The 22,392-nt window shown below is 40.9% G+C and carries 26 protein-coding genes and 1 tRNA gene; 12 read left to right on the top strand and 15 right to left on the bottom strand.

From position 1 onward, the window contains the following. Window positions 1-33: 33 nt before the first annotated feature. The 5 genes from JWR61_RS28215 to JWR61_RS02960 form a co-directional block, all read right to left on the bottom strand. Complete coding sequence (locus JWR61_RS28215; protein WP_367881787.1) at window positions 34-153, bottom strand: GxxExxY protein; 120 nt, start codon at window positions 151-153, stop codon at window positions 34-36. Between the two features lie 40 nt (window positions 154-193). Continuing rightward, window positions 194-424, bottom strand: coding sequence for a GxxExxY protein (locus tag JWR61_RS02945; RefSeq protein WP_301926363.1), 231 nt, complete (start codon window positions 422-424; stop codon window positions 194-196). Between the two features lie 133 nt (window positions 425-557). After that, a complete protein-coding gene (locus JWR61_RS02950; RefSeq protein ID WP_301926364.1) occupies window positions 558-1,499 on the bottom strand; it encodes a glycosyltransferase family 2 protein in 942 nt (313 codons plus the stop codon). A 324-nt stretch (window positions 1,500-1,823) separates the two neighbouring features. Then, window positions 1,824-2,321 (bottom strand): DUF4199 domain-containing protein, encoded by a 498-nt coding sequence (locus JWR61_RS02955; RefSeq protein WP_301926365.1) that lies wholly within the window; start codon window positions 2,319-2,321, stop codon window positions 1,824-1,826. 1 nt (window position 2,322) lies between these two features. Further along, the gene (locus tag JWR61_RS02960; RefSeq protein ID WP_301926366.1) at window positions 2,323-3,597 is read right to left on the bottom strand and encodes a dihydroorotase family protein; all 1,275 of its coding nucleotides are present in this window, start codon (window positions 3,595-3,597) and stop codon (window positions 2,323-2,325) included. Between the two features lie 108 nt (window positions 3,598-3,705). Between JWR61_RS02960 and JWR61_RS02965 the strand changes: the two genes are divergently transcribed. The 3 genes from JWR61_RS02965 (at window position 3,706) to JWR61_RS02975 (ending at window position 6,569) form a co-directional block, all read left to right on the top strand. After that, a tRNA-Pro gene (locus JWR61_RS02965) sits at window positions 3,706-3,779 on the top strand. 1,418 nt (window positions 3,780-5,197) lie between these two features. Next, complete coding sequence (locus JWR61_RS02970; protein ID WP_301926367.1) at window positions 5,198-5,950, top strand: hypothetical protein; 753 nt, start codon at window positions 5,198-5,200, stop codon at window positions 5,948-5,950. 295 nt (window positions 5,951-6,245) lie between these two features. Further along, window positions 6,246-6,569 (top strand): BRCT domain-containing protein, encoded by a 324-nt coding sequence (locus JWR61_RS02975; RefSeq protein WP_301926368.1) that lies wholly within the window; start codon window positions 6,246-6,248, stop codon window positions 6,567-6,569. 53 nt (window positions 6,570-6,622) lie between these two features. Here the strand turns inward: JWR61_RS02975 and JWR61_RS02980 are convergent, their stop codons facing one another. Further along, window positions 6,623-7,282, bottom strand: coding sequence for a GTP pyrophosphokinase family protein (locus JWR61_RS02980; RefSeq protein ID WP_301926369.1), 660 nt, complete (start codon window positions 7,280-7,282; stop codon window positions 6,623-6,625). 655 nt (window positions 7,283-7,937) lie between these two features. Between JWR61_RS02980 and JWR61_RS02985 the strand changes: the two genes are divergently transcribed. After that, complete coding sequence (locus JWR61_RS02985) at window positions 7,938-8,507, top strand: ribonucleotide reductase N-terminal alpha domain-containing protein (RefSeq protein ID WP_301926370.1); 570 nt, start codon at window positions 7,938-7,940, stop codon at window positions 8,505-8,507. Next, window positions 8,411-9,694 (top strand): adenosylcobalamin-dependent ribonucleoside-diphosphate reductase, encoded by a 1,284-nt coding sequence (locus JWR61_RS02990; RefSeq protein ID WP_301926430.1) that lies wholly within the window; start codon window positions 8,411-8,413, stop codon window positions 9,692-9,694. The genes JWR61_RS02985 and JWR61_RS02990 overlap by 97 nt, the downstream gene beginning before the upstream one ends. 256 nt (window positions 9,695-9,950) lie before the next feature. Here JWR61_RS02990 and JWR61_RS02995 read toward each other — a convergent pair whose 3' ends face one another. Further along, complete coding sequence (locus tag JWR61_RS02995) at window positions 9,951-10,400, bottom strand: hypothetical protein (RefSeq protein WP_301926371.1); 450 nt, start codon at window positions 10,398-10,400, stop codon at window positions 9,951-9,953. 348 nt (window positions 10,401-10,748) lie between these two features. Here JWR61_RS02995 and JWR61_RS03000 point away from each other — a divergent pair, with 348 nt between their 5' ends. The 5 genes from JWR61_RS03000 to JWR61_RS03020 all read left to right on the top strand — a co-directional run bounded on the left by JWR61_RS03000 (window position 10,749) and on the right by JWR61_RS03020 (window position 13,174). Next, window positions 10,749-11,294: a nitroreductase family protein gene (locus JWR61_RS03000; RefSeq protein ID WP_301926372.1), complete on the top strand. Its 546-nt coding sequence runs from the start codon at window positions 10,749-10,751 to the stop codon at window positions 11,292-11,294. A 15-nt stretch (window positions 11,295-11,309) separates the two neighbouring features. Next, window positions 11,310-11,714 carry a hypothetical protein gene (locus tag JWR61_RS03005; RefSeq protein WP_301926373.1) on the top strand — a complete coding sequence of 135 codons (405 nt, stop codon included), beginning with the start codon at window positions 11,310-11,312 and terminating at the stop codon, window positions 11,712-11,714. A 65-nt stretch (window positions 11,715-11,779) separates the two neighbouring features. Continuing rightward, complete coding sequence (locus tag JWR61_RS03010; RefSeq protein WP_290337892.1) at window positions 11,780-12,172, top strand: hypothetical protein; 393 nt, start codon at window positions 11,780-11,782, stop codon at window positions 12,170-12,172. A 265-nt stretch (window positions 12,173-12,437) separates the two neighbouring features. Continuing rightward, on the top strand, window positions 12,438-12,881 hold the full coding sequence (locus JWR61_RS03015; protein ID WP_301926374.1) for a DUF5655 domain-containing protein: 444 nt from the start codon (window positions 12,438-12,440) through the stop codon (window positions 12,879-12,881). 26 nt (window positions 12,882-12,907) lie between these two features. Then, entirely contained in the window at window positions 12,908-13,174 is a 267-nt protein-coding gene (locus JWR61_RS03020) for a zinc ribbon domain-containing protein (protein ID WP_301926375.1), read from the top strand. Window positions 13,175-13,258: 84 nt separating this feature from the next. On the opposite strand, the gene JWR61_RS03025 is transcribed toward JWR61_RS03020, so the two are convergent. The 5 genes from JWR61_RS03025 to raiA form a co-directional block, all read right to left on the bottom strand. After that, window positions 13,259-14,296: a zinc-dependent alcohol dehydrogenase family protein gene (locus JWR61_RS03025; RefSeq protein ID WP_301926376.1), complete on the bottom strand. Its 1,038-nt coding sequence runs from the start codon at window positions 14,294-14,296 to the stop codon at window positions 13,259-13,261. Window positions 14,297-14,360: 64 nt separating this feature from the next. After that, complete coding sequence (locus tag JWR61_RS03030) at window positions 14,361-14,948, bottom strand: T9SS type A sorting domain-containing protein (protein WP_301926377.1); 588 nt, start codon at window positions 14,946-14,948, stop codon at window positions 14,361-14,363. A 173-nt stretch (window positions 14,949-15,121) separates the two neighbouring features. Then, on the bottom strand, window positions 15,122-15,967 hold the full coding sequence (locus JWR61_RS03035) for a phosphatidate cytidylyltransferase (protein ID WP_301926378.1): 846 nt from the start codon (window positions 15,965-15,967) through the stop codon (window positions 15,122-15,124). 63 nt (window positions 15,968-16,030) lie between these two features. After that, entirely contained in the window at window positions 16,031-16,810 is a 780-nt protein-coding gene (cysQ, locus tag JWR61_RS03040) for a 3'(2'),5'-bisphosphate nucleotidase CysQ (RefSeq protein WP_301926380.1), read from the bottom strand. A gap of 64 nt (window positions 16,811-16,874) precedes the next feature. Then, the gene (gene raiA / locus JWR61_RS03045; RefSeq protein WP_301926381.1) at window positions 16,875-17,177 is read right to left on the bottom strand and encodes a ribosome-associated translation inhibitor RaiA; all 303 of its coding nucleotides are present in this window, start codon (window positions 17,175-17,177) and stop codon (window positions 16,875-16,877) included. Window positions 17,178-17,396: 219 nt separating this feature from the next. Here raiA and JWR61_RS03050 point away from each other — a divergent pair, with 219 nt between their 5' ends. After that, a complete protein-coding gene (locus JWR61_RS03050) occupies window positions 17,397-18,422 on the top strand; it encodes a CapA family protein (RefSeq protein ID WP_301926382.1) in 1,026 nt (341 codons plus the stop codon). A gap of 103 nt (window positions 18,423-18,525) precedes the next feature. After that, complete coding sequence (locus tag JWR61_RS03055; protein ID WP_301926383.1) at window positions 18,526-19,197, top strand: phosphoribosyltransferase; 672 nt, start codon at window positions 18,526-18,528, stop codon at window positions 19,195-19,197. A 5-nt stretch (window positions 19,198-19,202) separates the two neighbouring features. Here JWR61_RS03055 and JWR61_RS03060 read toward each other — a convergent pair whose 3' ends face one another. The 3 genes from JWR61_RS03060 to JWR61_RS03070 all read right to left on the bottom strand — a co-directional run bounded on the left by JWR61_RS03060 (window position 19,203) and on the right by JWR61_RS03070 (window position 22,231). After that, window positions 19,203-20,249, bottom strand: coding sequence for a hypothetical protein (locus tag JWR61_RS03060; RefSeq protein ID WP_301926384.1), 1,047 nt, complete (start codon window positions 20,247-20,249; stop codon window positions 19,203-19,205). Window positions 20,250-20,252: 3 nt separating this feature from the next. Then, a complete protein-coding gene (locus JWR61_RS03065) occupies window positions 20,253-21,224 on the bottom strand; it encodes a ribose-phosphate pyrophosphokinase (RefSeq protein WP_301926385.1) in 972 nt (323 codons plus the stop codon). A 332-nt stretch (window positions 21,225-21,556) separates the two neighbouring features. Further along, window positions 21,557-22,231, bottom strand: a complete 675-nt coding sequence (locus JWR61_RS03070; protein WP_301926386.1) for a BON domain-containing protein — start codon at window positions 22,229-22,231, stop codon at window positions 21,557-21,559. Window positions 22,232-22,392: the final 161 nt, after the last annotated feature.

Consider the following 22,392-nt stretch of genomic DNA (forward strand, 5'->3'; position numbering starts at 1 on the left):
TTATGGAACGCAGATGATATTAAAGGCATGGATTTAAAACTGATTTTTATTGTTATTTGTAAATATTTTTCTTTTGAACTGCGGCTTTTTTCCAAAGAAAAGCAACAGGCCTACTTCCATTTTTGTTGCTTTTAAATAGTTTATCAATTGCAACTCATGCTCCTCAACTAACAGGCCTTCGCCTGCTTTCAGTTCAATAAATTATTTTATCTTCAACGATGATGTCGGCGAAATAACTGCCCACTAAAATGCCTTCGTAAAATACTTCTACAGGAACCTGCTTTGATGCAATCAATCCGTTAGCCCGTAGTTCAATCAGCATGGCATTTTCAAACACTTTTTCTAAAAATCCAAAGCCAAGCTCGTTGTAAACCTTATAAAAGCATTTTATAATCAGATCGGTTGTTTCCTGATGAAGCAGCATATAAATTATTTTATAAAATCTGTTTAAAATCAGTTGTGTCAATTCCTCCCGGCCCAAATCAAACCTGCTTATCAGCCCATCTTTTAAAAAAAATCCGTGAAAAATCCGCCCGATCTGTGTCATCAGCGTTCTATCAAACGCCCAGTTTTTCTTCAATCAAATACGTATTTCTGTCGCTTGAATTCCTTGCTATCAGTTCGCCCAAAAAACCGGCTAAAAATAATTGCGTACCAATTACGATGGAGATAATGCCTACATAAAACAGCGGCCTGTCGGTCATATTAAACTGGTCGAAAAATATTTTTGCAACAAACAACCAAATCCAGATAATGGTACCAATAAAAAAAACAATGCTGCCCCACAATCCAAAAATATGCATGGGCCTTTTACCAAACTTGCCCATAAACATGATGGTGGCAAGGTCCAGGAATCCATTTACAAAACGGCTCCAGCCAAACTTGGTAACACCGTATTTTCTAGGTCGGTGTTCCACCACTTTTTCCCCAATTTTTTTAAAGCCCGCCCACTTTGCAAGTACCGGAATATAGCGGTGCATTTCGCCATATACTTCTATACTTTTTACCAGTTTGTTTTTATATGCTTTCAGTCCGCAGTTAAAGTCGTGTAGTTCAATACCGCTCGATCTGCTGGCTGCGGCATTGAATAATTTGGAAGGAATATTTTTGGTGAGTTTGTTATCAAACCGTTTTTTTTTCCAGCCGCTTACCATATCAAAACCATCGTTTATTATCATGCTGCGCAGCTCCGGTATTTCATCCGGACTGTCTTGCATATCCGCATCCATGGTAATTATTACATCCCCTTTCGCGGCCTTAAAGCCTTCATTTAAAGCGGCGCTTTTACCATAATTTCTTTGAAACCGGATGCCCCTTATACAATCATTTTGTTTACGCAGCAACTCTATTACCTGCCAGGAGTTATCGCTGCTGCCATCATCCACCATAATCACTTCATAACTGAAGTTGTTGGCACGCATCACCCTTTCAATCCAGGCAGTTAACTCCGGCAAAGATTCGTCTTCGTTAAAAAGTGGCACTATCACTGACAGATCCATGGTTGTCTTTTTTGTTTGCAATAAGCTTTCTAAAATAAATGATTGCGTATTCTATTTTTTTTTGGTCCGGGCTACAAAGCAATGTGGAACATCGTTGCATCGCCCTCTTGTACTTTTTCAGCTTTAAGGAATCGCTTTCAAATTTGTTACACCAAAACTAATATGAAAGGATGCAGCCTGTTTATTTGTCCGTTTTTAATTTGTTCAATCTTCGTTTTTGTTGTTGCCCATTGCTGTAAAAGTACAAGGGAGCCGATAGCTATCGGCTGACACAACGACGACCGATTGAAAACATATGCTGATAAAGAACAACAGGCATTCTAATCATGAAGCATTATTCTTTTTGCTTAAAAAGCCAGCTGCAATTACGGTAACCAGCGCACCAATAATCAGATACCTGAAAATGGCGGCAGATATCATCATCGGCATAAACATCTTTTTTAATTGCACAGCATTCTCTTCAATTTCCTTCGGTAAATGATTGCCTTGTTGCAATAGCAATTTGCTGTTTTCTGCAATCTTGCTATCTCTGAATTCCGGATGCAAACTAAAATAAATAAAAGCAAATACTGCCATCAGTAAAGACACCACCACAAAAGTTTGAAAGCCGATGGAAAAATAAGTGCCAAAATTTTTCTTCTCATTTTCCGATCTGAAATAACTCACCAAACTCCACACAATGCCAAAACAAAAAATACAGTACACCAAAAACTGAAACTCACTTTCAACCGGGTTCTTTAAAATGTACAACGAAAACAGCGAAGCAACAATCATGAGCCCGCCGGTAAGCAGGCCTTTTTGTGCAGGAGTTGTTTGCTTCATTTTAATTAAAATAATTTTTATTGCCGTTTACAATGCCGATCACTTTACCAGTTAAAGGCCTGCCAATAAAAGGTGTGTTTTTCGATTTGGAAGCAATCATTGTTTCATCAAAAGTATAGCTGGCAGAAGGATTGAATAAGGTAAGCGAAGCGCTGGCGCCTTCTTTTATTTCAGGCACCGGCAGGTTAAAAATATTTCTGGGTGCAACACTTAATAAAGTAATTAATTTTTCGACAGTCCAGCCATTTTCGTTGGCAGGTAAAATATGGCTGAGTGCGCCAAACAAAGTCTCCAGCCCAATCATACCATTTTTGGCATATTCAAATTCACATATCTTACTATCATAATTCTGCGGAATATGATGGCTTGCAATAGCATCAGCTGCTCCATTTAAAATGGCTGATCTCACTGCCAGCATATCTTCTCTTGTTCTCAGCGGTGGATTCACTTTTAAATTAGTATCGTATTCAGTCAGGTCTTCATCACAATAAATAGCGTGGTAAGGAGTGACTGAAAAACTTATGTTTAAACCAGCTGCTTTTGCTGCCGTAATTAACTCAATTCCCTTTTTTGTTGATACGCCCGTAAAATGAATTTTTGAGCCGGTATATTTCACCAGGTCAATGTCCCGGGCAATCATCAGCTCTTCTGCAATAGCAGGTTTGCCGGGTAAGCCCAGTTGCGTACTGGTAATGCCTTCGTTCATCAATCCCTGCGGATTGATTGTTTTATCATCTGCCACCTGTAAAATGGTGCCGTCAAATGCCAGCACATATTGGAGTGCTTTTAATAACAGTCCGGGGGATTGAATGCTGCTGGTGCCATCCGTGAAAGCCACGGCGCCGGATTGGTACATATCATACATTTCAGCCAGTTCTGTACCCGCTGCATTTTTAGTAACCGCACCCATCGGGTGAACATTGGCTACCAGCTGATTTGATTTTTGAACAATATACTCCACCTGCGATTTGGTATGTACCACCGGGTTGGTATTGGGTACCACCATCACGTCTGTAAAGCCACCGGTTGCTGCCGCAAGGGCGCCCGTTTCCAGCGTTTCCCTGTATTCGTACCCGGGGTCACAAAAATGACTGTACATATCCATCCAACCAATGCTGGTATGCAGGTTGGGCTGTTCAATTATAATATCCGCCGGCTGATTGATGTTGTCTGAAATCGACTGAATAATGCCATCTTCAATAAAAATATCTTGCTGTGTTCCGTTAAACGGCGAAGAAGAATGGACGATGGTAGTTTGCTTGATTAAAACCTTCATGAATTAAAAAGTTGCGCTAAGGTACAATATGTTGTGTTTTTAAAATTGAAAATTTCTACTACATTTGCAATCCCATTATTACACCTCCTGGGTATTAAAATTCTTTTTCGGGACGTAGCGCAGGCCGGTAGCGCACCAGGCTGGGGGTCTGGGGGTCGCAAGTTCGAATCTTGTCGTCCCGACAATTCGGGTTTCAATCGAAGCCAAAGGCTCGTAAATATCAATGTTTGCGAGCCGTTTTATTTTTTTCATATCAATTTAATTCAAATAATGGCATCTGGCGTGTGAACTGGAAAGTGACCCGAGCGGTGCGCTAATCTAGAGGTATCGCAAACTCTATAAGTAATTCAATACCAATCTTTTACTAAAATCTAATTTAGTATGTTTTGCTGCATTTTAGGTTGATTTTATTATGTAGACTGGTGACCTTTTAGGTGAGGTCACCGCAAAAAATATTAAAAAGATATAAAATAAAAAATAAACACATTTGGCGTTCATTTCGCCATCTGCCAGTACAAACAAAATGATGGTAAAGTTCCTGTATATGCAAGCGACTGGAATAACGGACGAGGATTTGCGAAACCAAAAACAGAGGCGCTGATATTATTAAACAGTTACCTCGAAGAGGCTCGGGCGAAAAGTCCGTCTGTTGTAATTTTCCGCTCATTCTATATCCGGTATTAAACGGTTTTTTGGAAATCGGTTGTTCCTTTTCGGAATTACTGGCCAGCAATACCATTGGCAGGTTTACTTGCAGCGAAGAAAAAGCAACTCCAGGCGGTGCTGAAACTGGTGCGTGTATTCCAGGTTTGTTATTCTGGGAGAAAATATAATTACAATCAATTTATCCGCTGACCGCTGTCATTTTACTACGCCCGGTATCAGTATATTTTTGTTCTTAAAATGTCGCGTTTAAAAGAGTGAAAATTTTTTAAATAATCTAAAAATAAGAAATAAGAAACAGGTAATAAAGCTGGGTATTTTTATATTTATTGGTGTATTTGGCGGCAAGTGCTTTGCTCAGGGTTTATTGCCGGAGGTTAGGGTTTCATTAAATTATAAGTATATTAAGGCAGTTGGGGATACCAACGCAGCCCAGCCTGTAAACCTGTTGCAACGAAGGGCGGCGGCATTCGATGTAAAAAATTCCGAATTCTATGAAGACGAGTATGAAAATTATTTTATTTCTTTTTTATTCCCGACGGGGAAGTATTGGCTGTTTATGATCCGAGTGGAAAGTTTTTACGTACAGCGGAAAAATTTAAAAATGTTGCGTTACCTCCGGCTGTAAAAAAAGCGTTAGATAGCAGATTTCCGAAATGGGGGTTGCAAAGGATGTTTATCTGGAACATTATTCAGACACGGAGGATGCCAAAGTTTACAAACTTTTATTAGAGAATGGTAGTAAGCGAATACGGGTAAGCATAAATGATAAAGGCGATTTTTTGTAACTACTGATAAGCAATCATTTCGATTCGGTGCAGATATTTACATGATGGCTTCCCGCCAGCGATTCTTTATGTAAACATTTAAAAACTGTTTCGTTTGCCATTTTCTTCCGCGCTTTCCTATGCATCTATTCATCTCTAAAATAAAATGTATGAAACGATCGAAATTTATTACCATGCTGTTTGGTACAGCCTTAGTGTATTTGCTAATTTCCTGTAGTGGTGGTGGAAGTAAAGAAAAAACCGGCGTTGACACAACCAGCGCTGCAATCGCTGCAACTGCAACCACTCCTGCTACAGCAACACCAGCAAACACTATTATTACCATACCGCAAAATATGCTGGTAGTGAGACATAAGGTGCAGAATTTCGCAAAATGGCTGGGGATATTTGAAGCAGACGATTCAGCCCGCACAGCAAATGGTTTACACAAATATGTAATCGGCCGTAGTTTTCCGGATACTAACATGGTGTTGGTAGCTCTAAAGGCCGATGACATCGTGAAAGCAAAGGCATTTATCAAAGCCCCCGGGCTTAAGACAGCTATGCAGAAAGGCGGTGTTACCGGTACGCCCATTATGTCTATTGTTACCGCTACCTGGCAGGATACTGCCAGCATAAGTTCTGTCATTCGCTCTATCGCCACTTTTTCAGTAAAGGATTTTAATGCCTGGCAAAAGGAGTTTGAAACTGGCAAGCAGGAACGAATGGATAATTCAATTACAGACAGGATCATTAGCCACGATGCAGACGATACTAAAAAAGTATCCCTGGTAACGGCTATAAGTGATACAGCAAAAGCATTTACCTATTATAAATCAGACGCATTGAAAAAGAGAAGGGAGGCTGGTGGTGTGATTGGCACGCCGGACCGTTTTTTATTCAGGATTGTGAAGCGTTATTGAGTGAATAGCTGATTCCAAAAATGATGTAACTGGCAAAAGATGAAGTAACTGCTTCATCTTTTTTAATATTTTGCAATTGCTTATACAATCGGTGCTTTATTGAATGAGTGCAGGGGTTTAAAACAAGTCGGTTGTTGAATTATACGGCATGCCGGTACGTTGTGTGCCAGCTGCTATAGCTTTATATGCTGTTTGTTAACACATAACCTTGTTGTTTTTATACCATTGCTTTCTATGTTCTTTCGTTATGCCACGGCTGCCGGAGTACCCGGTTAATATATTTGCCGTTGACCGAATGAACAGGAATAACATTAAGATGATTCAGCAACTGGAACAAGTGGCAGTGAAAATGAGGAATGACAAAGAAGACCAGCCAACAGGAGGAAGTTTTGCGAGGCCTATGTTCGTATTTACCGGTACGCTTGCCATTGTAGAAAAAGATGAGGCGGAAGCGATGGTAGAAGAAAAGGGCGGGCAGATTCTCAGTGCCGCGAGCACTAACCTGCATTACCTGGTAGCAGGAATAGATGCAGGCAACAAATTGGAAAAAGCAAAAAATATCGGATCAGTAAAAATTATATCAGAAGCAGCATTCCTGAAAATTCCTGGTAAGAGATAATAATAGTCATGATCATTGATTGATCGGATTCGGTGAATGCTGATTCATTTGTACTAACTCTTACCTGGTAATGTATATACATTTCTTAGCTGAAGCAGCTCATTGTCTTCCTGTAAAAGTCTTTTTGAAATGGCATTTAAAAAACTATAGTACATCCTGTCCGCTTGTTTGACATGCTTGGCCCGGTAGTACAAGTCGTGGGTAATATCACCCCATGCATCCTGGAGTCTTGTTCTTATCTGAATTTCGCAAATTATTTTATTTGTCATTGATTCTTTTGGCAATGCACCGTTATAATTGACGTCAGCCAGCACATGTAGTGCACGGTAGCCCGACGACTTGGGGTTTAAAATATAATTTTCAATTGAACTGCTGATTATTTCAATTTCCGTGCTTTGCATAATTGATTTTAAAATGCCGGTACAATCATCCAAAAACCAGCATATAATTCTGGCGCCAATAAAATCATTGATTACTTCTGCAGGATGATTGAATACGGGCCAGCCTTTTTTTTCTAACTTTTTTAAAAAACTGTCAAGTGGTTTTATTCTGGCCTTCACAACCAATGCCTCCTTTGGCAGGCCATGAGCTGAAGTATAGGCCAGGCATTGTTGGGCAAGTCTTATTTCAAGCAATGTTTTTGTTTGTTCAATTTCCTGGTTGTATGTGGAATAGTAACTGATTGTGAGATCTTTCAATTCTTCTTTTGTCATGATGCTGATTCTTTATAAAACAAGTGTACTAAAATAGACGGTAGCGTCAAATCGTGCAATAGATTAAGTAGTATAGGTTTTATACAGGACATATTCAGAGGAGATTTCTTTTTACAGGAGGGGAAATTCATTGTACGTACAGATAAGCGTATCATAAAAAAACAAGGCAAGCTCGCTAAAACCTGCCTTGCAAGCAACCGGTGCAGGGTATAGTCTTTTACAACTTTTATTCTGCATCAGTCTATCCAATGCGGCCATCGTCCTTGTTAAGTAACAGTTTTTATTCTGCCTTTCAGTCGCACAGTTTACTGTCGTTTAAACAGGTATATCTGTCCTCCTTCTTAACCGACCGAACCCGGATTGAACTGGTGTAAAGATACTTCGCGGATATTATTGTTACCAATGACGGGCGTCACCATTTACTTTGATTGTTGTTTCTTTTTAATAAATATTGGCGGGATCAACAGGTTGCTTTTTTATTTGATTGTCAGCTTTCTTTTTCTTAAATGCTTCCACCGAAGCCCATGAGGGTTTGTTGCATAGTCAAAACAATATAACCTGCTGCTGCCGTCAAATGAGAAGTATCAAAGTAAATGCTGATATGCGTCAGTTTACCGGTGCCGGCTGATATTTACCTTACTATTCGCTTTAGATTATGAACACTATTAAGTCATTGAAACTTTCCGGTAATGCACTAAAGGTGTTACAAAGCCGGTATCTTTTACACCAACATGGACTGGAGGAAACTCCGGAACAATTATTCAGAAGAGTTGCAAAAGCAGTGGCATCGGCAGAACTAAAATGGGGTACGAACCAGGATGCTGCACGATGGGAAAATGATTTTTTTAAAATAATAGCAAACCTGTTGTTTCTCCCTAATTCACCCACACTGATGAATGCAGGCACGCCATTGAATCAGCTCAGCGCCTGCTTTGTATTACCTGTTGAAGATAGTCTTGACCAGATATTTACAAGCCTGAAAAATGCTGCCATCATTCAGCAAAGTGGTGGCGGAACCGGATTTAATTTTTCACACCTGCGGCCCAAAGATGATCCTTTGACAATAACACAGGGAACTGCTTCAGGCCCGGTATCTTTCAGAAAGTATTTAATGCAGCCACAGAAAATATCCGGCATGGGGGAAAGAGAAGGGGCGCTAACATGGGCATACTCAATATCGACCACCCGGACATTGAAGAATTCATTCAATCAAAGAAAGAAATAAATAACCTGTCCAATTTTAATATTTCAGTCGGTATCAGCGATGCATACATGAATGCTGTAAAACTAAATGAAGAATGGTCCCTGGTGCATCCTAATACAAGGCAAGTTGTAAGAAGAATTAGTGCAAAAAAGTTATGGACAGATATTGTTGCAAATGCGTGGCAAACAGGCGATCCGGGTTTGGTTTTTCTCGATACCATCAATGCCGCCAATCCTACGCCGGCATTGGGAAAAATAGAGTCTACCAATCCCTGTGGCGAAGTGCCGCTGTTGCCTTATGAACCCTGTAATCTTGGTTCTGTTAATCTCTCCAAATTTGTGAAAATCAACAAAGGATGCAGCGAACTTGACTGGAAGGGGCTGGAGGAAGTGGTGAAAATTGCTGTTCGTTTTCTGGACAATGTTGTTGAAGTCAACAACTATATTATTCCTGAAATAAAAGCACTGGCATTGGGCAACAGAAAAATTGGCCTGGGCGTGATGGGATGGGCTGAACTATTGATTTTACTGGAGATATCCTATGATTCTGAGCAGGCTGTGCGCCTTGCAGAACAACTGATGCGTTTTGTGCAGGAAAAGAGCATGGAGGCTTCCGTTGCGCTGGCTGGTGAGCGGGGTGTTTTTCCTAATTGGGAAAAAAGTATTTATTATCCTGTAAAACCAATACGCAATGCAACACGCACCAGCATTGCCCCAACCGGAACCATCTCAATTATTGCCGGCACTTGTTCATCCATTGAACCGTTGTTTGCCCTGGCTTTTCAGAGGCAGCACGTGCTAAATGAAGAAAGCCTTTTTTCATTGAATCAATTGTTTATAACTTATTTAAAAAAACACCATCTGCATTCAATGGAAATAATTGATGAAGTGAAAAAGCAGGGTGTTGCAGGAAGAATAGAAGCATTACCGGCAGATGTAAAAAATATATTCAAAACGGCATTGGAAATATCGCCGGAGTGGCATTTGAAACACCAGCTTGCATTTCAGAAATTTACAGATAATGCCGTATCTAAAACCATCAACCTTGCAGAAACGGCGACAATAAAAGAGGTAGCCGATGTTTATAAAACAGCCTGGTTGCAGAAAGCAAAAGGCATTACTATTTTTCGTTACAATTCAAAAGATAAGCAGGTAATGTACCAGGGGATAAGATCAGGCAGCAAAGCATGCAAAGTATGTATTGAATAAACAAATCTGCCTTAATTGCTGGATTAACACAACACAATAGGTGTCGCATTAATACACTTCAAAACCATCATCAACAGACACATCTTTACAGGTTATCATTGGGGGCGCACAATTTTTTTTCTTTCCTGTTTATTCTCTTTCATTTGCGGTCTAACCTTTACGGGCCGCCCGATGTCCTTTCCGTAATAATGGGGTGCCTGCGGTTGCCTGGGAACTGGTGCATTTCTTCGGGGTATTTCAATTTTTCGCAGGTCATTCATTTTGTCTCTATCTTCCGGTCTCCGGTAAACGGGATGCCGGTCGTTCTCGTTAAATCCCCGCATGGTGGAAAAATTGTTAGGTAGATGTTATGATAATAGTACCGTGGATAATGAGCTACATAATATTGATGATGCATCCACGGCTGGTAAACATTCCATTGAAGGGAAATGACAAAACTGTTGAATAAATCATATCCGGCATAAATGGGAGGCAATACCGGCGAAAATGACCATTGACCATTATCAAGGTATATAAATTCCTGGTCAGATAAATCGTAGTACACTTCAATATCCGGCAGGTAATAGTATCGTACTCCATCAGAATAAGGCGGAGCCCATGACGGATTAGAATATTGTACGCCGGCAGCTATATAAGAAGGCGTACTGCAACCACCTGATAAAATGGCTGACATGGCAACAAGAGTCAATTTTTTTAAGTATTTCATGTCATTTTTTTTAAGATTCTTTACTACATCTTTCTGTATTGTATTTGATTCCCCCGGTCCGCAATCAGTACCTTTTATAGCTGCAAATTATATTTCAGACGTTTCAAAAAAAATGACCTCTGGCAAAGCCCATAATGATGGACCTCATCGTTCTGCAGAAAGCCGTATTTGATTATCATCAGGATTATGGCTAACTGTTGTCATAGCTATCGGTAATACAGAATAATAACTTTGAATAGTACTCACTCCGAAAGTGGTTTTATGATGCACGCATTGCCATTCAATCAACATTTGGCCGGATGCGGGCAGGGTTTGAAAAATATTGATTACTATTTCAAAGCGAATTATATGGAAACACTAACAGATAAGGATGCGTTGACCGTCATTCAGGAAAGGAAAAGTGTGCGCAATTATACAGGTGAGCCGGCGGGTAAAGAAGCAATAGATAAATTGCTTCGGGCGGCAATGGCGGCTCCTTCTGCGGTTCATATGATGCCCTGGAAATTTATAGTGGTAACGGATATAAAAAAGTTAGAAAAATTAGCTGGCGGTTTGCCATTTGCAAAGATGCTGGTCAAGGCGGGAACAGGTATTGTGGTATGCGCAGTTGCGACCGAAGCGGCAGGAAGTAGCGAAGAATTTGCGATACTCGATTGTACCTGCGCCAGTGAAAATATTTTATTGGCTGCGGAAGCATTGGGTTTAGGCGCCGTGTGGACGGCGGTTTATCCCAATAAAGAACTGATGGATTTTGTAAGAAAGGAATTGGATATTCCTCAGCACGTAATTCCGTTGAATCTCATTCCGGTTGGTCACCCTACGGGAGATGAAAAAGCACTGGATAAGTTTGATGCAAAAAATATTCGCTGGCAAAAATGGGGAGGTGATTTTTAATTAAAAAATTAACCATTGTTCATAGAAGTAAATGATACTACATCGCTCCGTCAGATACAGGAAGTCTTTTCTGACTTTTACCCTTACCTGAAACTGGCGTTTTATGGAAAGGGCCATAAAAAATACCAGGCATCAAATGAAGCCGGGGAAATAGAACCGAATACGCTCATCGGAGAAATAAAGGCAACGCATGTGTCAGGTGTAATTGAAATGCTGCCCTTATATAAAGTGGCTGACGTGGAAAAAGAATTTCAGCAACGTTTTGGTCTGTCTGTGCAGGTGCTTCGCAAAGAAAAAAAAGGCTGGGAGCAAACAACTGGTATGGATGATTTTACTTTAAAAGAACTGAACGAACTGGGACGTAATTCATCCGACGAATTTATAATGAATGAAGATGTACGGGATGACTTGGAATTTTAGGGAAATATATTAAGCTGACCAACCGGAACGATCTGGCGCCAGCAGACAATTTAAAATGAAAAACAATGGCAACAAGTATTGCAGAGCACTACACAGATGAACTGGTTGACTGGGCACGCCTGATTGCTTTTTATGATCAGGAGGCAACAGAATTTGAAACTAAACTGGAAGAGGTGATCCAGCGAAACTCTATCCCCAACATTGCCGCAAAAGTAGAAGAACAACAGGATAAGTTGAACATAGTATGGAAGAAGTTTAAAGGGCTGAGGAGACAAATACAAAAGCAGGTAGCTGCACTTAAAACTGACAGCACCTTCATTGATAATACCCGCATAAATACTGAGACAGCAAATAAGCAGAACGAACTACGCCTCTACATGCAACAAGCGGAAAGGGAATATATCGATGCTAAGTATTCCTGCTCTGGATTTTTATCGGCAACATTAAAAAAATATTGAGAGATATGCAACGCAGTTGGCAGCTGAAATGATATGAAATACAGGTGTTAAAACTGCCGTTGCGGAAGTGGAACGGATGACGAAAACGTGATTCCATCATCAGGATGCAATAGCAATTACCGGCTGATGGCCGGTAACGCATGAATACAGGAATAATAAAAGGTGGGCAATAACGCAGAGGCAGAAATACAGCCGGAGATTGACTTTGCGGAAGCAGCTACATGGGAACAGGCCAATGATCTTACAAAATATGTATACAGTGAAAGTGAAACATGAGACAGTTCATTTATGGACATGCCCGAAATGTAAGCGGCAATTTGAACGTAAAGGACAAATGCATTCCTGCAGGCTTTATGCTTTAGAAATGCATTTTGAAGGAAAACCTGCCGGAAAGTTGTTGTATGAAAAATTTAAGCGGGCGGTTAAGAAACAGGTAGGGGCTTTTAAAACAGAATCGCTGGAATGCTGTATTCATTTTGTGAGCACGTTCACTTTTGCAGCGGTAAAAATTGATAAAGACAGGATACGGGTAGATTTTGCCCTGGACCGGAATATCAAAAGAAAACGGGTTAAACAATGTGTTCAAATATCGGCGCAGCGGTACTTATTGGTAATAGATATTGTGAGCGAGGATGATATTGATAATGAGTTAATGGAGTGGATACAGGAGGCGTATGATAAAAAGCATGACAAGCACACCCTTGCCTGAAATTTGTCAAATTTAAAATGATAAGTATGGAAACAGAAACCTATTGCCAGAGTTGCAGTATGCCGTTGGATAATCCGGATCTGCAGGGCACAGAAAAAGATGGCAGTAAAAGTAATGAGTATTGTAAATACTGCTATCAGCAGGGTGCATTCATCAATCCCAACATGACATTGAAAGACATGACATCACTGGTGATTACGCAGATGGAAAAAATGAATGTGGATTCAAAAATAATTGATATGGCGGTGAGCAGTTTGCCGAATTTAAAAAGATGGGCAGCCGGGCAACAGTAACCTTCTGCGAAGTGAATAGTAAATGATAAAGATGATATTGTTGATATGCATACTTTACCCGTAATGCCTGTTACCGTTGGTTTTTTAGTGACTTGGATCCATTACCAGAACGGCAGCCCCGTGAATTTTTCCATTCCTGAGATCATTCAATGCTTCGTTTGCAAGATGTAAAGGATATGCCTGAGTTTCAGTTTGTATTGGTACCTGTGCAGCCATTTTCAAAAAATTGTCTCCATCGCTGCGGGTAAGGTTTGCTACTGACCGGATCACTCTTTCTTCCCACAACAGCCTGTATGGGAACGATGGAATATCACTCATGTGAATGCCGCCACATACTACAACACCACCTTTGTCTACAGCAAGCAACGCCTTTGGAACCAGGTTTCCTGCCGGAGCAAAAATAATTGCCGCATCCAGCTTTTCGGGAGGAGATTGTTCAGAATCGCCTGCCCATACGGCACCCAATTTTAATGCAAATTTTTGTGCATCCATATCGCCTTCCCGGGTAAAAGCAAACACTTGCTTGTGCTGGTATTTTGCCAATTGAACCAGGATGTGTGCTGCGGCTCCAAAACCGTAAATGCCAATCTTAGTGGCATGTTCGCCAATCATCGTATACGATCGGTAACCAATTAGCCCTGCGCACATCAGCGGCGCACCTGATGCGTTGGCGTACTGTGGTGACAGAGGGAAACAAAACCGTTCATCGGCTACAGTAAACCCGGCATAACCTCCATTGATGGTGTAACCTGTAAACAATGCTTTTTCGCAGAGGTTTTCCTGGCCATTGCGGCAATACTTACATGTTCCGCAGGTATAACCCAGCCATGGAATGCCAATTATTGCTCCATTTTGTGTACGGGTTACTTCTTTACCCGTTTTTACAACCGTTGCAATTATTTCATGTCCGGGAATCAGGGGGAGCTTTGGAGCTGTAAGTTCACCATCAACTATATGCAGATCCGTCCGGCAAACTCCGCAGGCGATTACTTTTGCCAGCACTTGTCTGGCAGAGGGCTGGGGGACAGGAAGTGTTCGCATGACCAAAGGCTGGCCGGTTCTTTCCAATACCATGCTCTGCATTGTTTCAGGTATTACTATTTTGTCAACGCTGTGAGGCATGTCGTAAAAGTTTTTAGCCGGTGGGCCCAATAAAAATCTGACACTGCATGTGTTCAGGCGTACCTTAGTCTTTTACAAATTTACCAACCAACATTTCATTTTCGTGTCGTACGTGCAGTACATATATTCCTTTGGACAAACGAATGGTGGGTACATCTGTAATGAGATTGGTGATGGTAATTTTTAGTATTTCCCTACCTTCGGTATTTATAATATCCATGCGTCCGTTAATGTAGGGAGTTTTAACATGCAGCATATTTTTTGCCGGGTTGGGCCAGATAAACAATTTGCCGGTTTCACTGAACTGCACCCAGTTTACCCATGAATATAAAAGCTTGCCTTTGCCGCCCACCTGCCGGATACGATAGTAAATCAAACCTTCTCCCGGTTGCTCATCTGTGCTTGAATAGCGGTGCGATGGTTGCACCGGTACAGACGCAATTTTTTTCCAGGTGCTGTTGTCCCTGCTTCTTTCCAATTCAAAAGGAAGCGAATCCATTCCGGGCGGCACGCTCCATTGAGTAAGCACGGTATGATTGGCCGTTGGCAAAACATCAAATAAAAAAGGTGGCTTGGTTTGCGAGTCGGCCTTACCGGGGCTGAATAATAAAAAAACAAAACTTACAACCATGATAATTTTAAAGCGCAACATAAGTAGTGATTTTGATAGCTAAGATAACACTGTAGTGATTGCTGGAAAATGATTACGGGCAATAGAATGAATGATCCATATTATCTTCAGTGGCGGACGTTTTAAAAAGCCGTTCAAGATTTTATCACACAGAAAAACTTGTCAGTTGCAGCTTGACAACTACCGGTAATTTTTCATAGTTTAATGAAGTGCGTTTCCAGGTAAGGCAGTACAATTAAATAGCAAAACACAAAAGGTGCTGAGCCCAGTAATGAATCAAAGCGGTCAAGCATACCGCCGTGGCCTGGTAAAATGGTGCCGGAATCTTTAAGGTGCAGACTTCTTTTCATAAGTGATTTTATAAGATCACCAAAGGTGCCTGTCACAATAATTATAACAGCCATCATTATCCAGCCCGAAAGACTGATAGTTTTAAAAAAATGTGCAGCAATGCACGCCACCAGCAAGGCCGAGGCAGTTCCTCCAAAGCTGCCTTCCCATGTTTTTCCGGGTGAAATGCGTTCAAATAAATGATGCCTGCCAAAATATTTTCCGGCAAAGTAAGCGCCGGTATCGCTTGCCCATAGCAGAAAAAAGTATCCAAGAGCAATTGGAGATTGATATTGCCCCAAGGGTAAACATGTAACTGCGGTAAAAAAACAAAGGGGAACAGTGATGCAAATAATGCCAAGAAAAGTAAAGGCGATATTGTGGAAAGGATTTTCAGCCTTTAAAAAAAGTTCTGCAATAAAAACGCCAAACGCAACGGGGATATTTATCAACAGCACCGTCTGATTACTTTTTCCAGTGATAAACAAGGCTGAAGTAACCAGCATGCAAACTGATAAAACAATACCCTGAATTTTTCCCGGGATAACTGCTGAAGAATGAAATAAGCAATAGAACTCCAGTAAACCAAGCAGGTTGATTACCATTATTAATAAAATAAAAGTGGCAAAGCTTAAACTTATTGCAACCATAATAATTGCAGCCAAGGCTATTCCAGTGATCGTTCGTTTTATTAAATTATCCGAAGCCATGGTTAACATGTTTAACTGTTTTATGCTGCAAGAAATAAGGTCATTGAAAACCACTTAACAGTATCAGAAAGCTACAAAGGGTGGGTTTCTGAGATCTGGTTTATTATACATAAGCTCTGATTTTAAATTGGTATGATACACACCGCGATTACAGGCATTTAGAATGGCATGGGCTGCAGCCGTATCCCATTCCATCGTTGTACCCCATCTCGGATAAATGTCCGCCCGGTTTTCAAGCAGCAGCATAAACTTAAGGGAGCTGCCCATTGATGTAACCGTAGCGTTTGTAAACCTGTTTATAAAAGTTGTTGTTTCGGGCGACTGGTGCGATCTGGATGCTACTATTGCCAGGTGTTCAATATGCAGCAGATCATTGTATTGTCTCCTGTTTTGTAATGCTGAAAATTGAGTCAGCTTACCTTTTTCATTTTTATAAGCACCGGTTTCTTTTGAACCAACATACAGCGTCTCAGAACAGGGCCCATAAATAACACCTCCTGACGGCGAATTTTTGTGCATCAATGCAATGTTAACCGTAAACTCGTCATTTTTACTGATGAACTCTTTAGTTCCGTCCAGCGGGTCTGTCAGCCAGAAATATTCCCATAACTTTCGTTCGCTGTACACAATGTTCTTTCCTTCTTCCGAAAGAACAGGCAATCCTGTTTTGTTCAGATGATCCAGGATAATACTGTGAGCACACCGATCTGCTTTTGTCAGCGGAGAATGATCGCTTTTAATGCTGGCAGAAAAATCTCCGGACCGGTATACTTCCATAATAGCTTTGCCAGCTTCAACTGCTGAGCTTTTTGCTATTTCCAATAAATGCGGGACATCAGCCATTTTTGCTTCCTCTTTTTTAACACGTTTAAATTGAGATGGCTCCATGTGAAAGGCCCATTATTGCCTAGCGAAAATGGTTTCTTTCTTCCTTGTACCGGTGCAACTGATGTTCCAAATCCTCCATCACTTTGTGGAGCGCTATTTCGAATGTTTCTGCTTTATCATTTGCAAATAATGTTTTTTGTGGAACAGCCACTTGTGCCTCAACATGAAAATATTTTTTACGATCATCGTTTTCTTTCCTCAATACTACAAGGCTGTTCGTAATACGGCTGTATATATTTTTCAGGTCGTTGAATTTTGATTGTATCAGTGATTCTAAATTGGCACCTGTTTGTAAGCCGGGAGATTCTATAGTGAGTTCCATAATCAGTATGTTTTAAAGATTAAAATTAAAAGAGTAATCAGGCTGGTTGCATGACCCGGATCATCTTTTTTGCTGATTGAAGGCAGCCTGCATGGGGGCTGAAAGTGAAATTGCCTTCGGTGATTTTCCTTTTTGCTTAATTGAAGAAATAGTAAGGAGTGTTCAATAAAAATAACGAAAGCAAAACCTGTAGTACTGATTGGAATCAATCCCTTTACCATGCTTCGTCATTCATTTTTGCGCCGCATTTTGCTAACCTTGCTGATGATGAATGATAAGCTGATTATCGGGCTTGCAGGCGACGTAATGATTGGCAGAAGCGTTGATCCCGTAATTTCAACGGAAGGATATTCATATGTTTGGGGAAATATGCTTCCCCTGCTCCGCGGTACAGACCTTAACATTATTAACCTGGAAACAACACTGACCAGCAGCGAAAAAAAAGTTTCAAAAGTTTTTAATTTTAAAGCGGCGCCTGACAAAGTAAAATCTTTAACAGAAGCCCATATTACTTTTGCCAACCTGGCTAATAACCACATACTTGATTATTCAGAAGAAGGCCTCAAAGAAACTTTACAAGTATTACACAATGCGGATATACAGTATACTGGTGCAGGAATGAACCAGCAGGAAGCGGAAAGGCCCTGCTTCCTTACAAAAAATAATTTGCGGTTAGGATTACTTGGCTATACCGATAATGAGCCGGGTTGGAGTGCCGGCGTTAGTAAAAGCGGTATCAATTACATCAACATATCAGCAAAAAAATACCGGCAAAAAGTGCTGGAAGCGATTGTACGGGTAAGAATGGAAACGGATATTGTTGTTGTCAGTATGCATTGGGGACCCAATATGCGGCAGGAACCTTCGGATGAGTTTATTGCCTTTGCACATGACATGGTTGAAATGGGAGCAGACATTATCCACGGGCATAGTGCTCATATTTTCCAGGGAGTAGAAGTATATCATAACAAACTGGTGTTGTATGATACCGGGGATTTTGTAGATGATTATGTAGCAGATCCAATATTGAAGAACAATCTTTCTTTTCTTTTCAGGATAGAAATGACCGGGGAAGGAATTGAAAAATTGACGCTGACGCCTGCATTGATAGGCAATTACCAGGTAAACCAGGCAACAGGAAAAAACTATGAATGGAGCATAAAGCGGATGCAGCAATTATCAGTTCGATTCGGAACAACGGTGAGCGATACAGGGGAAGTGATGGTTAAAAGCGGAAGACTTTGAACGGTTACAAACAATGTCTATAGCCAAATGAAAACCAAATTAATACCGCTATAGCCAAATTAAAATATGCGGAAAATTTAATTTATTTTAAAAATGAAATGTTATGTTCTACGATAGAAAAGATGCAGCGCTGCAATTGGCAAAAGCGCTGGAGAAATACAAAGATCAACAGGCTGTTGTGCTGGGCATACCAAGGGGAGGAGCTGTAACAGGGTATTATGTGGCGCTGCATTTAAATGCAGTATTTTCTTTACTGGTATCAAGAAAGCTGGGTCATCCGAATAACCCGGAGTATGCCGTTGGCGCAATTGCCGAAGATGGAACGATACACTTAAATGATACAGTGGTACGGGAGGTATCGCAGGAAGAGATTGATACAGCTGTAGCTCAACAGAAAAAGGAAATTGAGCGGCGTATTAATGTGTTGCGACAAGGGCAGCCGTTGCCGGAAATTAAAAACAGGATTGTATTGATTGTTGATGACGGGATAGCTACCGGCGCCACTATTTTCGCAGCCATTAAAATGTGTAAAAAAAAGGAAGCCGCTAAAATAGTTGTGGCAGCGCCGGTTTCGGGTAATGCTATTTTAAGGCAATTAAGGAAAGAAGCAGATGAAGTAGTAATATTGGAAACACCAGCTTTTTATCATGCGGTTTCGCAGGCCTATGAATCATTTGGGCAAGTAACGGATGATGAAGCGCTGGGATTGCTGGAAAAATGGCAAAAGCAGCAAAATAATCCCAGGAGCGAATCCCATGTGCCCAATAGGAAATAATATACTTATACAGGCAATTGCTGATGGTAGCGTTCCGCCAGTTGAAGATACACACGGGCCTTGGTCAGCCATTTTGGGTCATCTTTATAACGGGGCTCCTCAATGTGTCTCGCAACAAGATAAGCCCGCAGACAGGCTGCTTTTATTTTGAAAAAATTGATCAGGGGTAAAGGAATAATATCGTTACTTTTTTTACGGTAAACATCAATAAACACGTGGCCGATGTGGCTGTTACCCAACATTTCGCATTCCACGGAAAGCAGAGATAACTCCTGGGCGGGATCCATAATACGAAGCTCCCTGCTAAATTCAAGCCTGTCTATAAAGGCAACCTGCGGCCCCAGGCAAATATGTTCCGGACGCAGGTCGCCGTGCGCATCAATAATTTTGCCGGCGGCAATTCTTTGTTCGAATAAGTCTTGGCGAGCGGCAATAAATGCTCTTTGCCCAGCTGTTAATTCTTTTATTAAGAGGTGGGGTAATGCAAATAAGGGGGCCAGCAATTCATCATGGATAAAAAGTATTTCTGATTCCAGCTTACCGGCATATCCGGTAAGCGTAACCGGAACAGGAAGGGATGTTATATAAAACCCAGCAAGAAGGGTAGCTGCCTCGTGCAATTGCGTGTCATCAATGCAATCGTGTTCAATGGCATAGCCTAGCATATTTCTTTCGGGAATACGTTTCATTTTTACCAGCCAATCTTTAATTTCACCTTTGCCTTCCAACTGTAATTTGCCTTCTTTATTAATAACAAGCGGAACTACGCCAATATAAATATCTTCAGCCAGTTTTTTATTAATGCGTACTTCTTCAAGACTGTTTGTAAACCTTGATTCCAGCGTACGGTGATCAAACAAACGATAGCTAACCGGCTTTTTCATTTTATACACAAGATCACCTGCCAGAAAAACCCAGGACATATGTGTTTCTATTGATTTGACTGAGCTTACGCTATACGGGTAGCTGGAGGGTTGCAGTAAAAAAGCAATCTTTTCTTCCGTTGTAATTGATGCTGTTGTATCAGCTTCTTTATACATCTTGATAAACATGGTTTAATCTTCCAGTAGTTCAACAATAGAGCCACCTTCATAAAGTCTTTTAATGGCTTCAGCAAACAGTGGTGCTGCATTTAATGTTGTCACTTTCTCTATTACTCTTGTATGCTCCAGCCTGAAGGGAGGGATGGTATTGGTGGTAATGATCTGCTGTAAAGCTTCTTCCCCAAGGGTATCATCGGTGTTGCCGGTAAACATACCATGGGTAGCCAACGCCACAACTTTTTTAGCACCTGACTTTTTACATGCGGCGGCGGCCCTGGCAATGGTGCCACCTGTGCTAATCAAATCATCCACAATGACAACAATTTTATCTTTTACATCGCCGGCAATCCGTTCTCCCCATACCATACCGCTGCTGCGGTATTTTTCCATCAATACCATTGGCAATTCCCGTTTCAATTGCTTTTCCAGTGTTTGCAGTAATTGTTCCGCCCGCTTAACACCCCCAAAATCCGGCGACATGATTACCGCTTCTTCGTTTGTCAAAAAGGGGGTCAAATGATCCGCAAATAATTTTCTCGCTTCCAGGTTTTCTGTTGGTATAGTAAAAGCATTTTGAAAAGCCTGCAGGTTGTGCACATCCATTGTTACAACCGCATCAGCGCCGCAGGCTTCCAGTACACGGGCTACATATCGGGTAGTCACCGGATCCCGTGCTTTTGTTTTACGGTCTTTGCGGGCATAACATAAAAATGGAATGATTGCCGTAACCTTTTTTGCAGCGGCGTCTTTAAGTGCTCCAATAAAAAACAGCAGCCGGCAAAGTTTATCGTTTACACTTTGCACGGGATCGCTGTACAGAGAATGAAGTACAAAAACTTCCTGGTTGCGTACATTTTCCAGCGGCCTGCTTTTATGTTCGCCGTCTTCAAATTCCCTTTCTTCATGGGCGCTCAGTTGCACGCCAAGTTGTTTGGCAACCAATTCACCAAAAGTGGCCGAACGGTTCAATGCGAATAATTTCATTCGGGATCAATTTTAAAATTTCTATTATCGTTAAGAAATGAAAAACAGCATCACAACAATGTTTAAAAGGAAATAAATAGCCACGGTCAAAATGCATTTCTTCTGCTATTCCCATATAGGTCTCAACACCCTTGGTCTCTCCAATTATAATCACACCTACGTTACCTGACTTCCGCATAACCCCGGCAATTAGTTTTCCTGTCCGATCAACTTTACTATAACATAGATGTATTGAGGAACTAAAAAAGCTGCCCCTCCCACTACATGATTAAGACAGCTTATTGAAATTGAAGTTGAACTATCAATTGCAGCGTATGAATACCGTCGGTTTCTTAAACTGCGTAATCATATTCAGGAACTTTTATGTCCAGTTTGTTTTCAATACTCAATACACCTGGTGCAGACCATGCAGCATTTGCTGCCTCTTCCTTTTCTGCGAATGAGCGAACAGTTCCACGCAGGGTAATTTTACTTCCATCAACATCAACAACTATTTTTTCGGCATCAACAGTGGCGCTGCGAATGAAGGCAGAACTAATTTTTTGCTTAATTTCCGTAGGGGTAACTTTTGGTTTTACTGTTATTAAATTAATTACACCACGCACCCCGGTCATATTTTCAATGGCTGATTTTGCATTTGTGCGTTGATACTCCCACTCAGTTTCGCCCTCAAGCCTTACAACGCCATTCTCTACTTTAATTTTAATTTTTTCTTCCTGTACTGCTGAATGCCATTTTAACGCGTTCACAACAGCCTCTGCGATTTCCGTATCCGTTTTACTAAAACTGGGAGAAATGCCTACCTGAATTTCCTCCGCCACTGCCTTTACGCCGGACACTCTTTTGGCGGCTTTCTCTGCTGCTAATTTCTTTGGATAAGTATCAACTGTTCCAGAAAGTGTTACTATGCCATTTTTAACCGCTACTCCAATTTCACTGGAATTTAAAAAGGGCTCCCATTTAAGTTCATCCATCACATCCTTTTGAATTTGGTTATCACTTTTCATAATTTAAACATTTAGAAGTTTGTAAATATTTTTACATCAGGGATCAAAAATATTCTTGATTATGGGCGCTTGCAATGATGGTTATCAATTGTTTTCCTGACTGTAATTATTGCTGACTTACATTGGCTACATTACCCGGCATGACTATAATTTATTTAAAA

It is taken from the genome of Ferruginibacter sp., assembly GCF_028288465.1.
Lineage (GTDB): Bacteria > Bacteroidota > Bacteroidia > Chitinophagales > Chitinophagaceae > Ferruginibacter.

Coding starts and splice junctions, on each gene's coding strand:
- JWR61_RS02945 (WP_301926363.1), bottom strand. CDS start 424: ATGCTGCTTCATCAGGAAACAACCGATCTGATTATAAAATGCTTTTAT.
- JWR61_RS02950 (WP_301926364.1), bottom strand. CDS start 1,499: ATGGATCTGTCAGTGATAGTGCCACTTTTTAACGAAGACGAATCTTTG.
- JWR61_RS02955 (WP_301926365.1), bottom strand. CDS start 2,321: ATGAAGCAAACAACTCCTGCACAAAAAGGCCTGCTTACCGGCGGGCTC.
- JWR61_RS02960 (WP_301926366.1), bottom strand. CDS start 3,597: ATGAAGGTTTTAATCAAGCAAACTACCATCGTCCATTCTTCTTCGCCG.
- JWR61_RS02970 (WP_301926367.1), top strand. CDS start 5,198: ATGAAACGATCGAAATTTATTACCATGCTGTTTGGTACAGCCTTAGTG.
- JWR61_RS02975 (WP_301926368.1), top strand. CDS start 6,246: ATGAACAGGAATAACATTAAGATGATTCAGCAACTGGAACAAGTGGCA.
- JWR61_RS02980 (WP_301926369.1), bottom strand. CDS start 7,282: ATGACAAAAGAAGAATTGAAAGATCTCACAATCAGTTACTATTCCACA.
- JWR61_RS02985 (WP_301926370.1), top strand. CDS start 7,938: ATGAACACTATTAAGTCATTGAAACTTTCCGGTAATGCACTAAAGGTG.
- JWR61_RS02995 (WP_301926371.1), bottom strand. CDS start 10,400: ATGAAATACTTAAAAAAATTGACTCTTGTTGCCATGTCAGCCATTTTA.
- JWR61_RS03000 (WP_301926372.1), top strand. CDS start 10,749: ATGGAAACACTAACAGATAAGGATGCGTTGACCGTCATTCAGGAAAGG.
- JWR61_RS03010 (WP_290337892.1), top strand. CDS start 11,780: ATGGCAACAAGTATTGCAGAGCACTACACAGATGAACTGGTTGACTGG.
- JWR61_RS03020 (WP_301926375.1), top strand. CDS start 12,908: ATGGAAACAGAAACCTATTGCCAGAGTTGCAGTATGCCGTTGGATAAT.
- JWR61_RS03025 (WP_301926376.1), bottom strand. CDS start 14,296: ATGCCTCACAGCGTTGACAAAATAGTAATACCTGAAACAATGCAGAGC.
- JWR61_RS03030 (WP_301926377.1), bottom strand. CDS start 14,948: ATGTTGCGCTTTAAAATTATCATGGTTGTAAGTTTTGTTTTTTTATTA.
- JWR61_RS03035 (WP_301926378.1), bottom strand. CDS start 15,967: ATGGCTTCGGATAATTTAATAAAACGAACGATCACTGGAATAGCCTTG.
- cysQ (WP_301926380.1), bottom strand. CDS start 16,810: ATGGCTGATGTCCCGCATTTATTGGAAATAGCAAAAAGCTCAGCAGTT.
- raiA (WP_301926381.1), bottom strand. CDS start 17,177: ATGGAACTCACTATAGAATCTCCCGGCTTACAAACAGGTGCCAATTTA.
- JWR61_RS03050 (WP_301926382.1), top strand. CDS start 17,397: ATGCTTCGTCATTCATTTTTGCGCCGCATTTTGCTAACCTTGCTGATG.
- JWR61_RS03055 (WP_301926383.1), top strand. CDS start 18,526: ATGTTCTACGATAGAAAAGATGCAGCGCTGCAATTGGCAAAAGCGCTG.
- JWR61_RS03060 (WP_301926384.1), bottom strand. CDS start 20,249: ATGTTTATCAAGATGTATAAAGAAGCTGATACAACAGCATCAATTACA.
- JWR61_RS03065 (WP_301926385.1), bottom strand. CDS start 21,224: ATGAAATTATTCGCATTGAACCGTTCGGCCACTTTTGGTGAATTGGTT.
- JWR61_RS03070 (WP_301926386.1), bottom strand. CDS start 22,231: ATGAAAAGTGATAACCAAATTCAAAAGGATGTGATGGATGAACTTAAA.